Origin of the sequence: Hymenobacter sp. GOD-10R (genome assembly GCF_035609205.1) — a bacterium.
GTDB lineage: Bacteria > Bacteroidota > Bacteroidia > Cytophagales > Hymenobacteraceae > Hymenobacter.
Map to the genome: position 1 here is coordinate 109,371 of NZ_CP141187.1, position 14,642 is coordinate 124,012.

13 protein-coding genes are annotated in these 14,642 nt (G+C 57.3%); 6 read left to right on the forward strand and 7 right to left on the reverse strand.

Annotation, left to right across the window (positions count from 1 at the left end):
• Entirely contained in the window at window positions 1-1,437 is a 1,437-nt protein-coding gene (locus SD425_RS28760; RefSeq protein WP_324680339.1) for a hypothetical protein, read from the forward strand.
• Between the two features lie 351 nt (window positions 1,438-1,788).
• On the opposite strand, the gene SD425_RS28765 is transcribed toward SD425_RS28760, so the two are convergent.
• Entirely contained in the window at window positions 1,789-2,169 is a 381-nt protein-coding gene (locus SD425_RS28765; protein ID WP_324680341.1) for a hypothetical protein, read from the reverse strand.
• Between the two features lie 540 nt (window positions 2,170-2,709).
• Between SD425_RS28765 and SD425_RS28770 the strand changes: the two genes are divergently transcribed.
• Together SD425_RS28770 and SD425_RS28775 are read left to right on the forward strand one after the other, a co-directional pair.
• Complete coding sequence (locus SD425_RS28770; RefSeq protein WP_324680343.1) at window positions 2,710-4,626, forward strand: gliding motility-associated C-terminal domain-containing protein; 1,917 nt, start codon at window positions 2,710-2,712, stop codon at window positions 4,624-4,626.
• A gap of 39 nt (window positions 4,627-4,665) precedes the next feature.
• Window positions 4,666-4,920: an acyl carrier protein gene (locus tag SD425_RS28775; RefSeq protein WP_324680345.1), complete on the forward strand. Its 255-nt coding sequence runs from the start codon at window positions 4,666-4,668 to the stop codon at window positions 4,918-4,920.
• Between the two features lie 18 nt (window positions 4,921-4,938).
• On the opposite strand, the gene SD425_RS28780 is transcribed toward SD425_RS28775, so the two are convergent.
• On the reverse strand, window positions 4,939-5,928 hold the full coding sequence (locus SD425_RS28780) for an IS110 family transposase (RefSeq protein ID WP_324680347.1): 990 nt from the start codon (window positions 5,926-5,928) through the stop codon (window positions 4,939-4,941).
• Window positions 5,929-6,188: 260 nt separating this feature from the next.
• Here SD425_RS28780 and SD425_RS28785 point away from each other — a divergent pair, with 260 nt between their 5' ends.
• Both SD425_RS28785 and SD425_RS28790 read left to right on the forward strand, forming a co-directional pair.
• Entirely contained in the window at window positions 6,189-6,572 is a 384-nt protein-coding gene (locus SD425_RS28785) for a transposase (protein WP_324680349.1), read from the forward strand.
• A gap of 20 nt (window positions 6,573-6,592) precedes the next feature.
• The gene (locus SD425_RS28790) at window positions 6,593-7,531 is read left to right on the forward strand and encodes an IS3 family transposase (RefSeq protein ID WP_324680351.1); all 939 of its coding nucleotides are present in this window, start codon (window positions 6,593-6,595) and stop codon (window positions 7,529-7,531) included.
• 160 nt (window positions 7,532-7,691) lie between these two features.
• Here the strand turns inward: SD425_RS28790 and SD425_RS28795 are convergent, their stop codons facing one another.
• The 5 genes from SD425_RS28795 to SD425_RS28815 all read right to left on the reverse strand — a co-directional run bounded on the left by SD425_RS28795 (window position 7,692) and on the right by SD425_RS28815 (window position 13,813).
• Entirely contained in the window at window positions 7,692-8,834 is a 1,143-nt protein-coding gene (locus SD425_RS28795; RefSeq protein ID WP_324680353.1) for an alpha/beta hydrolase, read from the reverse strand.
• A gap of 261 nt (window positions 8,835-9,095) precedes the next feature.
• On the reverse strand, window positions 9,096-10,208 hold the full coding sequence (locus SD425_RS28800) for a catalase family protein (protein ID WP_324680355.1): 1,113 nt from the start codon (window positions 10,206-10,208) through the stop codon (window positions 9,096-9,098).
• A 438-nt stretch (window positions 10,209-10,646) separates the two neighbouring features.
• Window positions 10,647-11,708: an NHL repeat-containing protein gene (locus tag SD425_RS28805; RefSeq protein ID WP_324680357.1), complete on the reverse strand. Its 1,062-nt coding sequence runs from the start codon at window positions 11,706-11,708 to the stop codon at window positions 10,647-10,649.
• A gap of 195 nt (window positions 11,709-11,903) precedes the next feature.
• Window positions 11,904-13,037 (reverse strand): Fic family protein, encoded by a 1,134-nt coding sequence (locus SD425_RS28810; protein ID WP_324680359.1) that lies wholly within the window; start codon window positions 13,035-13,037, stop codon window positions 11,904-11,906.
• 101 nt (window positions 13,038-13,138) lie between these two features.
• A complete protein-coding gene (locus SD425_RS28815) occupies window positions 13,139-13,813 on the reverse strand; it encodes a hypothetical protein (protein WP_324680361.1) in 675 nt (224 codons plus the stop codon).
• A gap of 211 nt (window positions 13,814-14,024) precedes the next feature.
• On the opposite strand from SD425_RS28815, the gene SD425_RS28820 reads away from it, so the two are divergent.
• Window positions 14,025-14,321, forward strand: coding sequence for a HEPN domain-containing protein (locus SD425_RS28820; RefSeq protein ID WP_324680363.1), 297 nt, complete (start codon window positions 14,025-14,027; stop codon window positions 14,319-14,321).
• Window positions 14,322-14,642 lie beyond the last annotated feature (321 nt).

Sequence of the window (14,642 nt, forward strand, 5' to 3'; positions counted from 1 at the left end):
TTGTTGCTACTACCCCTGAAAATAGCGTGGGGACAGACCAGAGACCAAGTGCTGAATCGGCCTGTACAGCCCGCTCCAGGCCGTCGGTCCTTGGGCGCGGTACTGGCTGAACTGTCACGCCAAAGTCATCTGTCCTTGAGCTACAGCAGCTCGCTGGTGCCCCTAACGCACGCGTGCTACCTGCAGCCTGGCCCGCCGCGGCCCTTAAAAACAGTGCTACGCGAAGTGCTGGCAGCCGAGCACCTGTCGTATGGGGTGATCAACGGTCAGCTCGTTTTGTGGCCTGACCATGTAGTCGTACCGGCAAGTATGGTTGGGGCAAATAGCGCTACGGCGTTAGTTAAAGAGGCTACTAGGCCTCCTGCTTCACTTCCGCGAGCCGCCGCGCTAGGAAAGCGGGCTGGTGTAGCAGGCCAGCCACTAGGCCAGAGTACGCTGGCTCGGGAGTTGCAGGTACCCGAAGCTCCTCGTTCCGCAAAGCAAATCAGGGTAGCGATGGCTGCTCAGAATAGGGCGATGCAGCAGTCGCCGCTTGGTAGTACCGCAGCAAATCAGGAACTCTCTTCTCCGCGCAGCCAGGCAGAACGCCGGGTACCCTACAGTAGACGCGCCGCTTCTCCTGCCGCCAAGCCGCTCACGGCCCAGGTAAGTCGCGTGGGCGCCCGTACGCGGCCGCTGTTAGGTGGTCGGATGCAAGCTGGGCAGACTACGTCAGAGACGGCCCAGCCCCTAGCTCCCGCTGCCGCCCGGTTTACTGGTTTTCCTCAGCAATTGGCGCCAGCTCAGGGTCCGCTAACCAAGCTCGCATCACGATCCGTTTCACTGGCATCTAGTAGTGAGTCAATTGAAGGGATACCGCCCGACCTGAAACTGGCGAAAGTTAGTTTCTCACCCATACTGCCCGCAGCAAACCCCGCGCTAAGAACCGATTCCGCAGCCAAGAAGTCGTCTGCATTCGGGGCGTGGTTGCGGCCTCTCTACCTGCATGGAGAAGCCTGGTGGAGCGAGACGCTACCGCTTAACGCGGCCATTAAGCTCGGGTGGCCCCGTATTCATCTTGTGCTAGGCGTCGCCGCTGGCCCGTTGGACCACCGCGGTAGCTGGGCCTGGGGCGGGGGGCTCGGTACCGTAGGCCACCCCAGAGGCCGCTTTACGCCTAGTCTCGATTTGCTGTATTGGGTAGTAGCGGGCGCGGATAAAAATAAAGCCGCGCAGGGCCAGCTCACGCAGTTGCGGCCGGCGCTGGCTTGGCAGTTTAAACGCGCTGGGCGCTGGCAGCTGGTGGGCGGGCCGACCCTCAACCTGGCCATGACTCACCGTGATGGCTTTCGTACCCGCCAATTGCTAGGCCAGGACCAATGGCTCTGGCTCGCCACAGATCGGGGACGGTCTAATGTTCGTCTGTGGCCGGGCGTGCAGGTGGGGTTACGCTTTTAGGGGTTCTTGTTGCAAATGGGCGGATTTACACGCTAAGCATTTAGTTGCCTGATTTTAAAGAACTTGCAATTTGATTGAGTTTGCGGTATCACAAAGGAGTTCCTTTGTAATAGGCTGCTTACACCCCTTATACGCTTTGGAACCGACCTTTTTCGGTCTGTTTTTCGCTCACCCTTTTTGATAACCGGGCTTAGCGTGTAAATCCGCCCTTTTGGAAGAAATACCCCTTTTAAGGCCGCAAAAGCTTCCCCGTGTTAGGAAGGTAGCTGTTGGTAGCTGGTTGCTACCGCGTAGGAAGACAAGCGTCCGACCACCGGCCGGACGCTTGTCCAAGTGCCTGCGTACTTACCCTTAGTTAGCAGGGGTACTGGTGGTATCTGCGCTGATACAGCCCAGTTCCACGAGCGGACCCGCCGCGCAACTGTTCTGGGTGCCACGATGCTTTTTAGTGGTATAACCCACCAAGAGCTTATCGCCGGCTTTCGCGTTGAAGTTCGTCCAGGTGGAGCCGGTGGGTACTACGTAGGTGCTGTCGGCCAGGCGTAGCGCGAGACCGCAGCCGGTCGTTGTGCTCAGGTCCACGACGGTAGCAGCGGTATCGCAGGTACCGCCCTTTGGGCTGCAGCTTTCGCTGTCTTCCTTTTCAAAGCAGCCGGTGAGCAGCGTACTGGCGCCTAGACTAAACAGAGTCAGCATGGTGAAGGCAATACCGCGGGATGAAAAACGCTTCATAAAAAACTTAGTTAAAGAGAATGGGGAAATGAAGAAGATGATAAAGGAAGTTGAAGGGGGCGGGAAGCAGCGCAAGGAACCGGCGTCGGTGGCTGCTTCGGGAGTTGTGTCTTTCGTGTAGGATAACTGGCGCGTACTGAACTAACTCCTGGCGCAAGTCGGCGGGGCAACCTAGTAGTAAGAGACACAAGCGACTGTTAACCCCTACGCGCGCAGAAAATTATTTTTAGGGAGCTGGACTGAATGAGCGAGCAGGAATCTATCTATTGGCATCAACCAACGAATTACCCGACTGCAGTCGCTTTACTAGGAGAACTCCGGGTCCACGCTCGCAGGGCTAGCTAGTCGGCACCACGAAAAAAAACGAGGTGGGGCGTAGGGGTAAGTAGCCCCTTAGGTATCCTTCTAGTGGAAAGAATGCAAAGCTCCGTGCTACTTGCTGGCTTAACAGGCTGCACCAATGGACATGCCTGCTACTCTGTCTCTCCAATCTAGGCATTTTCCTCCTTGATATTGCTTACGGCTCATTGCCGGCCCACCATGGTGAAGTTGTTCCAAAAGCCGTTCTCCTACTTCTCGCTTGTCTTACTACTGCTTCTGCTGATCGGGCCGACGGCGCACGCCACGCACATTGTTGGGGGCGAAATGGAGTTGCAGTATAAATCAGGCAACACCTACACGCTAACCCTGAATCTGTACTTCGATGTGATCAACGGCAACCCCGATGCAGAAGACCTAACCCTGACGGCCGGCATCTTCGACAAAGCCACTAACCGCCGCATGACCGACGTTGTGTTGCAGAAAGTGAGCCGCACGCCCGTGCAGTACACCAACCCGGCCTGCACCGTCTCGACCCTGAGCACGCGCAAGATTGTGTACAGCAGTGATATCATCTTAGCATCCACTACCTTCACCAACACGGCCGGCTACTACGCGGCCGTGGAGCGCTGCTGCCGTAACCAGAGCATCAGCAACATTATGTCGCCGCTCACGGCGGCTCAGACATTTTACCTGGAATTTCCGGCCGTGGTGCGCAACGGGCAGTCGTTCATCGACTCCACGCCGCGCATCTTCCCGCCCCTGGGCGATTATGCCTGCCGAGGCGAGCTGTTTTACTACGACTTCGGCGGCCAAGATGCGGATGGCGACTCGCTCATCTACGACATGGTGACGCCGCTCAACGGCCATTCCTCTACTGCCTTTCCGGCTCCACAGCCACAAGCCGCCCCGTATACCACGGTCAACTGGACGGCCGGTCTTTCCGCGCAACGCCAGATTCCCGGCACGCCGACCCTGGGTATCGACGCGCACACGGGCCGCCTCACGGTGCGCCCCACGCAACTCGGGCTGTTCGTGTTCGGTGTGCGCTGCTCGGAGTACCGTCAGGGCGTCAAGATTGGGGAAACGCGCCGCGACTTCCAGCTTTACGTGCTCAACTGTCCGCAGAACACCGCTCCCAGCTTGCAGCTATTTACAGCGGGTAGCACGCGGGCCTACACGCCGGGCCGCGACACGCTGAAGATCAAGCCCGGCACCAACCATTGCGTGAACCTGCGCTACACCGATGCTGACCCCAACTCTCAGCTCACGGTGTCGGCCGTGCCCATCAACTTCACCAGTGCCGCCAACGGACCTAGCTTTACTACCGCTAACAGCGGCACGGTGCGGGCTACCGGCGCTCCCGATACGCTCACGGCCACCCTGTGCTTTCCCGAGTGCTTCGATACCAAGAACAAGGTGTACCTGCTCGACCTCATCGTGGCCGACAACGGGTGCAGCCTGCCCAAGCGCGACACCGTTCGCCTGGCCTTCAAAGCCGAGCCGCTGCCGAACACGCCCGCCGTCCTGACGAGCAGTTTTCCCGCGGCCAGCGCCACCAGCACCGCGCCCATTCTCGTGCAAGTTCCCCTCGGCAGTACCTACAAGGCCACCCTCACCGGCATTGATGCCGACAAGAACGCTTTGGTACTCAGCGCCCAGGGACAAGGCTTTGACCTAGCTTCGATGGGCATGACCTTCACTGCCCAGAATGGCAACGGCCGTGCTGATGGCACCTTCGAGTGGCAAGCCACCTGCGACGCGGCGCAGGTGCTCGAAAAGCTCATAGTGGTTTTTCAGCTTCAGGAAACGGCCGCTTGTGAAAAGCTAGCCTACAGCCGCACCGTGCAGTTTGAAGTGGTGCCCGTCACCGATTCGCTGCGCTTCCTGCCACCCAACGTCATCACGCCCAACGGCGACGGTCTCAACGATGTCTTCACCCTACCTGAACTGCCAGCCGACTTCTGCGACGTGCGCTTTGCCGGCATCAAAATCTTTTCGCGTTGGGGCAACGAGGTGTATCACTCGCCGGAGCGCACCTTCCATTGGGCGGGCATCGGCGCCTCGGGCGTGTACTACTACCTTATCACTTACACTGACGGCCGCAAGTACAAAGGCACGCTCACGGTGTTGCCGTAAAGAAAATTACTTTCTTAACACTGTAAAAATTAGTTGTTGATGACTACTCCTATTCAACAGGTGATACACCGTCTACTAAGCAAGCAACTCCGTCGCCGCTTAGCTTGGGTTACCCCTAGTACCCGCTTGGTAGAAGATCTAGGATTTGAGCTGCTGGATCAGGTGAACCTAGTCTGGCAGCTGGAAAAGACGTATCAGATCATTATTCCCGATCCAGAGATTGATGATCTCCGCACCGTGCAGGACGTAGTGACCTGTGTACAAAGTCACTTGGTCCACTATGTCTTGTCCTAAAATGAACTGTGTTAAAAGTCAAGGATTCGGGACAAGTTTTGAGGTAAAGTCGGCTTGGTAAGGCACACCCGATTTAACGATGGCGAAGGCTTGCTTGAGCAGCTTGTTGCAGACGGCAATCAAGGCCACTTTGCCATTCTTGCCTTTCCCGACGAGTCGCTCATATAAGGCCTGACAGGCTGTATTCCGTTTCTTGGCCGCGAAGCTGCACATGAAGAGTTTGCCGCGGATTAAGGCCCCACCCATCTTGGTGATGCGCACCTTTCCCCGTACACTGGTGCCTGAACTGTGCTCACGGGGGGAGAGACCTGCTTTGGCAATCAATTGGCGGTAGTTGTCCAAACGAGCAAAGCCGCCGGCAAACAAGAGCAACAAGCCGGCTGTCTTGCGCCCAATCCCGGGAATGGAGCACAAGAGGCTCATCTCGTGGGCATAGCGCTGCTCTAGCAGCCGGAGTAACTCGGTTTCAATGTCACGCAGCTGCTGTGCAAGTTGCTGGCAAGTCTGTTGCAGGCGCTTCAAGGCTAATTTACTCACCACGGGTTGCTGCTGCAAGGCTTCCAAGGAGTTAGTCACCATGGTTTTCTGCTTAAGCAGTTGCTCGCTGACTTGTTCGAGCTGGCGGCATTCGACCAAAACGGTTTCGTCGGGCTGCCACAGTTTGACAGCCTGCTGCTGGCCGTAGCGCAACAGCCACTGGGCATCCTTGCGGTCGCTCTTGCCCTTGCCAAGATGCATTTGAATAAAGCGTTTGATAACTAATGGGTTGAGCACCGCCACCTGTCCTTTCTGCTCGTGCAGATAATAGGCCAAGGTTAGGTAGTAGCTGCCGGTGGCCTCCATGATGAACAAGCAGTCAGATCCACAGGCTTTCACTAACTGCTGAAAGCCTGCCTTGGTGTTGCTGACCTCCAAGTACTGCACCTGCTGGTCGCGTTGATAACAGACGGCGAGCGAGGCTTTGCTCACATCAATGCCGACGACGGGGAAAAGTGATGGCAGATTCATACCAAGCAGCCTGAAAGGTGAATAGAAAGGAGAAAAGGAGTTCTAGGGGATCTTTCGCTATCCTAATACAGGCTCGTGCGCCTCCTGGAACTGTTCAAAGTGGCCCTAGAAGAAGAAGGGGATTGTCATTTTAGACGAGCTAGCAACGCCGCTCCATAGGTTGAGGAATCTTACGCCTTCTCCTTCCTTTTCAATAGTCTCCCTACGGCGGCTAGGTGAACATAGGATAGGTTGACAGTTTTTCTTACAAAAACTGTTCTATGCAAGACCACATTCGTGACCTGCTCCACCGCTTCCAGTATAGCGAACAACTGAAAGAAACGGCGGCATTCCGTATCCTTCTTGGCGGGGAAGATCCGAGCCACGTCATGGCTGACCTGGACATCCACAATAGTTACACACTGCGCAACTGGGTGAGTCAGTATCAGCACAAGATCCAGACGGGCTTGTTCGTTGCGCCTGCCATGACACGCACCCAGAAACAGGATGTTCACGCGCTGCAGCAGTGCAACCAAGAGCTGACGCAACTGCTGCAGGAGGCTAATCTGCTTATCCTCGCCCTCAACACCATGATCGAGGTGGCCGAACAAGAGTTGAAGATCTCGATTCGAAAAAAGTCTGGCACCAAACGGTCTCACGGCTGAAAAGCCATGATCTAGCCCAGGTGCGCGTCGGGCGCCTGTGCCGTCTGTTTGGTGTGAGCCGACAAGCCTTTTACCGCAAAGAACAGTATGCGCAACGCGCCCGAGGGCAGGCGCTTCTGGTGCTGGACTTGGTGCTCGCGCTTCGGCGCGAAATACCGGGCCTAGGCACGCGCAAACTACATATGCTGCTGCAAGAGCCCTTGACCAGAAGCGGCATTAAGATGGGGCGAGACAAACTACATCAACTCTTACACGAGCATGGCCTGCTGCTGCGTCAGCCGCGTCAAGTCCCCAAAACGACGAATTCACTGCATAGTCTGCGGAAATACCCTAATCTGTTGCGGAACCAACTCCTCACCGCTCCCCGCCAAGTATGGGTCAGTGACATCACTTACTTATGTATTGGTCTCGGCTTTGGCTATCTATCCTTGATCACGGATGCATACTCCAAGATGATTATGGGCTACTGTCTGCACCCGCTGCTGACAGCGGAAGGGGCCATCAACGCCTTGGACATGGCCCTGAGCCACGGCGAAAGTAGCCAGGAACTCATCCATCACTCGGACCGGGGAAGCCAATATTGCAGTTTCCAGTACGTGCAAAAGCTGCGGCGAGCGGGTATTGCCATCAGCATGACAGAAAACGGGGATCCGTATGAGAATGCCATTGCCGAACGGGTGAACGGCATCTTAAAAATTGACTTTCACCTGAACCGGGTATTCACTACGTTTGAGGAGGCGCAACGGGCAGTCGAGGCGAGTATCCGCAATTACAACCACCTGCGGCCCCACATGAGTTGCGGGTACTTAACACCGGCGGCGGCACACGCCAGCACTCAACCGCTACAGCAACGTTGGAGGCCCAAAGTATACCCTTCTCGTAAAACACCTACAGCCGATAAGCTAGGCCATAGCGAGCCTGATTTATCGACAGTGACAACCTCTCGTCAGGACTACTAAAGCACAATCATCTCTCACCGATAACTGACAACTTATTTTCAGGATCAGACAAGTGTCTTGTCCGGAAAGAGGTTGACAATAGACGCGATGAGGGTCTCAACTAAAAAGCCCCTCGGATAGGAGGGGCTTTTGGTCACATCGGGTTAGGCGTTCAGGCGCTTTATTGGAAGGCCGCTTTGAGGCGGGTGGCGGCAAACTGCTGGGCTTCTTCGGCTTTGGGTACTACGGCGTACGTGCCGAAGAACTCGTGGGTGGTGCCGCTGTAGAGCTGGTACTGGTTGGCCACGCCTACTTGGGTGAGCTTGTCGGCGAGCTGCTTGCCTTCGGTTTGCAGCGGGTCGATTTCGGCGGCAATGATGGTAGCGGCGGGCAACCCGCTCAAGTTCGCCACGTCCGTCAGCGAGATCAGGCGGTTGTTGCCGTCCGCTGGGGTGGTGAAGTAGTTCTGGGTGAAATACTCAATGTTGGCCTTGCTCAAGGGCATGGCATTGGCGTACTGGTTGTAGGAAGCCGTGTTCAGGTCGTTATTGGCGACGGGATAGACCAACAGTTGGTGAATGGGCAGCGCCAGGCCCCGCTCCTTGGCCAGCAGGCACACGCCCACGGCCATGTTGCCGCCGGCGCTTTCGCCCGCAACGGCGACTTTGGCCGCGTTGCCGCCGAAGTTGGTGGCGTTTTCTTTGGCCCACTTATAGGCCGCATACGCATCTTCGTGGGCAGCCGGGAACTTAGCCTCCGGCGAGAGGCGGTAATCCACCGATACCACGATGGCGCCCGTGTTGGCGGCCAGGGCCTTGGCCGAAGGCTCATACACGTCAAGCGAGCCAATCACCCAGCCCCCGCCGTGGTAATACACAATCACGGGCAAGGAGCCCGACACGCCGGCGGGTTTGTAGATGCGCACCAGGATGCCGTCGGCGGCTGACTGGGGCGTGTAGTTTTTGGGCAATACCTGTTGAGTCACCGTCACGTTGGGCGGGGTGGGCGCCAAGTTGTTTTTCTTGAGCAGGTCCTGCACGGCATCCGTTACGCTGGGCGCCATGCGCGCTTGCCGGGGGGAAAGCGTGGGCAGCGCGGGGGTGCCGTAGCTCATAAACTGCTCCAGCACGGCCAGCATTTGCGCGTCGATGTTCGGCGCGTAGGTGGGCGCTGACCCGGTGGGCTGGATCAGCGTCGTCTTCGGATCGTTCGCGTCGCTGTCGTCGTCACACGAGGTCAAGGGCAGGGCGAGCAAGGTGGCGGCCAGGGCCAGGGGCGCCAGGCGGAACGCCTGGGGCAGAAAGGGCAGAAAACGTCGTTTCATGCAAATAGCGAGGGGAGTAGGTGCGTATAAGACAAAGCCCCTCCTACGGAATGGACGAGGTACGCGTTGGGCCCTGACAGGAATAGGAGCGCGGGGCCCAAGCAACGCACTGGTAGTCAATTGCCTATAACAATTCATTTATTTACGTGCGGTCGGGCTTCCGTCGACTGCGGTTATCGCGCTCACCCGCCAGCACGCCTAACGGGAACCCGACTTAGACGTGTCGCGAGCGGTTGCTCGTGCCAGCCTCCTGCTGGCTGCTTAGTCGGGTAGTTGGTTGATATCAGTGGGCTCCACCTTGGGCGTGGCATTGGTGGCGTGGCGGTAGGTCGTGGACGAGGCATAGGCCTTGATCCGCACGCGGTTGATGCTGCCCAGGGGCTGGTGTTCGGGCAGGCAATGGAAGGGATTGAAGGAGAGCACGTCGTCGGCATACACGCGGCGAGCGGGGCTGAAGGCCTCCTGGGCCGGTAGCACGATTTTGCCCAGCGTTTGGTAAGGGCTTTGGTCTTGCGGCCAGTCGACCGACGCATCTTCCACGGGCATGGTCTGCAGGTCGGTGCAAAGTTGGGCGCGCAACTCGTACTCGGCCCCCTGGGTGCGAAAAAAGTCCACGACCAGGTCACGGTAGGCACCCGGCGCGCTGACGTCAACTTCCTGGCCCGCCAAGGCCTTCAGGTTTTCGGAGAGCGGGGCTACGCTGACTTTGGCCACGTAGTCGCCGTAGCGAAGGGCCCCGAGCGTAGTGTAGGTCTCGCCCAGGATATGGTGGTTGGGGTGCGCCTGCACGACCATGTTCACTTCCTTCTTGGGGCCGCCTGCGTCTTCCAATAATTCTAATGCCTTATCGGCCAGCACGCCGACTTTGTTAATGGCGGTTTGCAGCAGCTCAGGGCCGTGGGCCAGCTTTTCAATGCGCAGTTGCATATCGTGGTAACTTTTTACGTCCCCGGTCGGGATGATCGTATCGTTCACCAGCAAGAAATCCTGGGTGAGGGCATCGGCTTCTTCCGGTAAGAATTTCTTGCCTTCTACGCCGATGATTTTCAGCGCGAAGCCTTTCACGGCTGGCTGGCTGTCGGGCTGAATGGCCCCGGGTGACGTAGACAAGCGGATGATCACCGGATAGGTTTTGGCTTCTTTGAACAGGCCTTGGGCCAGGTGCTCGGGCAGGCCAGGGGCAATGTGCAGCTCGCCGCGCAGGATACCGTGGCTCTTGGCGTGGGCGTCGCGGATGGCGTGGCGGTTTTTCTCAAACATCAGGCGCGCTACCCGCGCCATAGAGGCCACCGTTTCGTCGCCGAGCTGGTCTTCGTTGGGCTGGATTTCTTCGACGCCATCGGCGAAACGCACGTAGTTAGGGGGCAGGGACATACAGGAAAAATAAGGGAGGGAACAATGGATAATGCGCGGAGCGAGTCAGCGCAAGGCGATGCAGGCGACTATTGACGGAGAACAAGGTGGCGCAATAAGAGGTGAAACAAGCCGCCAAGAAGCCCAACAATAGCGTGTATACGATGTCTGCCCTGCGGAGATACAGACACGGTGGGCGTCGAGTAAAAAGGCAAATAGCTAGCTTCAGACTACCACAAACGTGGCCAACGCGCAGGCGGAAAACTCCAACGTCGACTCCTAGAATATTTCGCTCCTTTTACTGTACAACTTATCCCACTACAGATGGGGCAGTTGGGAGCGGTAAAAGGGCGTGGAAACGGTTCAGTAAAGTTGTTCACCAATCACAGTACACGCTGCATTGTGGATCGATGAGTAAGCTGTACTAGGAGCAATACCCCCGGGACCGGTAGTGCCCTATTATTGAAGCCGGCGCACGCAGTGGTTCTTCGTATCGGTTATATAAAGCACCAGCCCCGCCATATCTACCGCTATCCCAAAGGGGAACTCGAACTGCGCGTCGGCGGCCGGCCCGTCCTGGCTGCCCCAGTGGTGCGCTGTGCCCGCTACGGTCGTGACGATGCCCGCCGCGGTGATCTGGCGGATGGTCGCGTTCACGTTATCCGCCACGTAGAGTTCGCCCGCTGCCGTAACGGCAATCCCGTTGGGCCAGTAAAAGCGCGCCGCGGCGCCGACCCCATCCGCGCTGCCGTGTTTGCCTGCCTGGCCGGCCAGCGTTCGCACCGGGCCTACCGCCGGAACCGCCCGAATCACGTGATTGCCATTGTCGACCACGTACACCGTGCCACTCGCGTCTAAGGCTAGACCCGTGGGATGGAAGAAACGGGCAGCGGCGCGTTCCCCGTCCGTGCTACCTTTCTGCACGGCCTGCCCGGCCCAGGTGCTCACCCGCCCCTCTGGGGTGAGTTGACGCAGCGTATGGTTCTCGGTATCGGCGACGTAGAGCGTTCCGTCAGGGGCCACCGCTAGGCCATGGGGCATGTTGAACCGGGCTTCGCTACCCGCTCCATCGGTGCGGCCCTTCTGCCCGGCTAGGCCTGCGATGGTGCTCACCTGCCCCACTGGAGTCACGCGGCGGATGGTGTGATTGCCCGCATCGGCTACGTACACTGTACCGTGGGCATCGACAGCTACTCCCACGGGAAAGGTGAAGCAAGCGGCAGCCCCCGCTCCATCGGCGCTACCCTTCACCCCTGCCCGCCCGGCCACGGTCGTGACCACGCCCGTAGGGCTGATGCAGCGCAGGGTATGATTATCCGTGTCGGCGACATACACGCTGCCATCCGGGGCCACGGCAATGCCCATGGGCCGGTTGAATTGGGCGTTCGTGCCCGCTCCATCTGCCGCGCCGCGCTGCTTAGGACGGCCGGCTAGCGTCGTGACCGTTCGCGTGGGTTGGGCCAGGCCCGCTGGGCCAAGCAGCACGAGTACGACGAGCCAAGAAAGGAAGCGCAGGACCATGGGGAGTGAAGTAGCAGTAGAAAGACCGCCAGCGGTGCGAAGCAAGACCGCTCGCCGCGGCCATCCAGGTGCGAAGCTAGCGAAAGGTGTGCTACCCGAACAGGGGAAGACTTGGCCAAATCGCGGGCGCGGCGTGGGGTCAGGACACGTCCGAGCCCCTCGACAGGTCCGCTTCTGTTGCGCTGGGAAGACCCACTACTCTTCTAGAATGCTGTAGAGTTCGCGGTTGAGATAATAGTGATTGCCTCCCAGCGTCTGCTTCTCCAGCACCCGCAGCGCCACGAGTTGATTCAGATACTCCCGCGCCGTGTTCTCGGCGTAGGTTCGGTCCTGGGTCAGGTGCTTGACGCGGGTGATGGGTTGGGTGAAGATCTGCTGCACCAGCTGCTCGGGGCGGCGCAGGTTCTTCTGGGCGGCGACTACTTCCAGGATGGCCTCGCGGGCAGCCAGGATGCGGTTGATCTTCTCAAACGTCAGGTTGGCCGTCACTTCCACTGCCCGGAGCATATAGAGCAACCACGTCGCCCAGTCGCCGCGTTGCGAGACCCCGGCCAGGGCGCCGTAGTAGGCCTCCTTGTGCTCCAGAATGTAGCGGCTCAGGTACAGGATTGGGTAGTCCAGTAGCCCTTTCTGCACCAGGTAATGGATGTTGAAAATGCGCCCCGTGCGGCCATTGCCGTCCCGGAAGGGGTGAATAGCTTCGAACTGAAAGTGGCCGATGGCCATCTTCAGCAAGGGATGCAGCGGGTAGGTCGCATCGTCGTTGACAAAGGCAACCAGGTTATCGAGCTTGGCTTCCAGGATGCCGGCTCCCCGCGGCGGGGTATAGATGGCTTTGCCGGCGTTGAAGCCACTGCCGCCCTGGCGAATAATGGTGGGCGAGAAAGGCGGACGCAGCCCTTCCTCCACCTGCTTGATCTCGCGGAAGATGCGGATGAAGTAGTCGCGGGTAAAGCCCGAACCCGCTCGCAGGTAGTCGTAGCCGCTCCATAAGGCCTCGCGGTAGCGCAGCACCTCCTTGGCGGGCCCTTCCATGCGCTCGGCGGCCGTTTCACTGAAGGCGCGGTAGAGTTCGTCGTCGGTGGTGAAGATGTTCTCGATGGCGCTGGAGGCCTTGGCTTCCTGTAGGCTAATGGAGTTGATCAGCAGCCCCTGGTTGGGGATCGCCACGCTGCGCCCGTGTAGTCGCCCGAGGGCTTCGCGCGCCTGGCCAAGCTGCTCCAGTACATCCGGGGTGCGCCACAGCGCCTGAGCAATGGGCAGGTCTGGCAGTGCGTTCCAGGGCACATCCCGGCTGGGATTGATTGCGTACAGCGGTGAAGTTGACATCAAAAAATAGCGTATTTAAGGCGAGCTAATGCACCAGGCCTCAAAGATAAGGTCGATTCACTCTATTGGCCTCAAAATATTATGTTTTTAAGGTTAGGACGCTAAGTTGGCCTTAAATCACTCTTGCTAGGGCTGCCATTCGCTTCTCTATAACTAGGAGTCGGGTTGTTGGAACGCTTATTCCACGCTCGACTGCTGAGGGGTTGATTCATCTGCTGTTGTAGCTGAGCGAGCAACTGCTTAATCGCTTCTTGGAAGCTCGTTCGCTCGGCCGTCAGCATACTGGCGCCGCGTTCGTTGAGTGGGCGCGTGTTGATCAGGTCATCTTCCACAGGTAGCTGCGTCGGCGAGGGCGGCTGCGCAGTTGGATAGCCGACCACGAAATCGGTCACGTCATAGATGTAGCGTCCATCCTGCAGCGACAGTGTCGCAATATAGTGCAGCACCAACCGAATCGTGTAGTGTAGTGGCGTACTCGCGGCCTGTTGCGGCGGGACATAGCGATACGTGTAAGCGAAAGGCTGCGCCCCGTATACGACGAGCCGCTCGGCGTCCGGCGCGTGCGTGGTAACGACCGGCTTATCCAGCGTGCTGATGCCCTTGTCCCACGTCTGTGCGTTGGCTAGTAAGTCCACTTGGCGACGACCCGGTACGGGCACCAGGCCCGTGTAGCGAATACGGTGCGTGATGGAATCAATCGGGAAAGTGGTCCGTCCCTGGCCCCAGCTCAGGCTGGTCCAAGAATAGAGCAGGCAAAAGACGAACAGGTGTTTCATCGGGAACGGCAGTTGACTGAGTAGGGGACATGAAGGCAGCAACGGCCGCTTCTCCCTACTTAGTTTAAGTGCGCAAAAAACGATGCCAAAATCAGGTTCAAAAAACGACCTTTCCAGGCTGCATTAGCACATGTTGAAACTGCGCAGAAACCGGCCGGTTTTCCAGCAGGTGTTTGTAGCTTTGGATATGATCAACTAAAAAATAAAGGATATGCCTCTTAAACCAGCCAAACTATCCGACGAGGACGATCAAAAATTCTCGGGGTTACTGCGGGCAGCTTATGACGATTACAAAGCAGCTAGATTATTATTCAATAATGATCTATTACATCCAGCATGTATTATGGCAAATACATGCATTGAGAAGGAGTTAAAAGCTCGCTTGATGCTACTTGGGATAAAATCGAAGTTCAGTCATAACTCAGAAAAGCTGTTAGATAAGTTGCAGGAATCAGACCCAACAATGGCCTTAAAAATTGATAAGGGATTTCTCAAATTATTTAACTAGGATCTACGAATCTAGATACCATGACGGGCTGCCATTAGGCTATAACTATATTATACGCAAGTATAAAACCTTAGCTGAGCTAGACTATACATACCTACTGTTAGAGCAGGAGAGAGACGCTGCACAGTATGGGTACTACGCAGCAACTCGTGTTGGAGAAATAAGGAAGGAACGTTACTCTTCTTTTCTAAATGACATAGAGAAAAAAGACACTACACTCTTTGAAAACAATCATCTGTTACATCAGATGTCAAAAGAGAATTTTCTCAATCGAGAAGAGTTAGCTTCTGCATTCAGAATTTTTAAAGCAGAAGAGCGAAA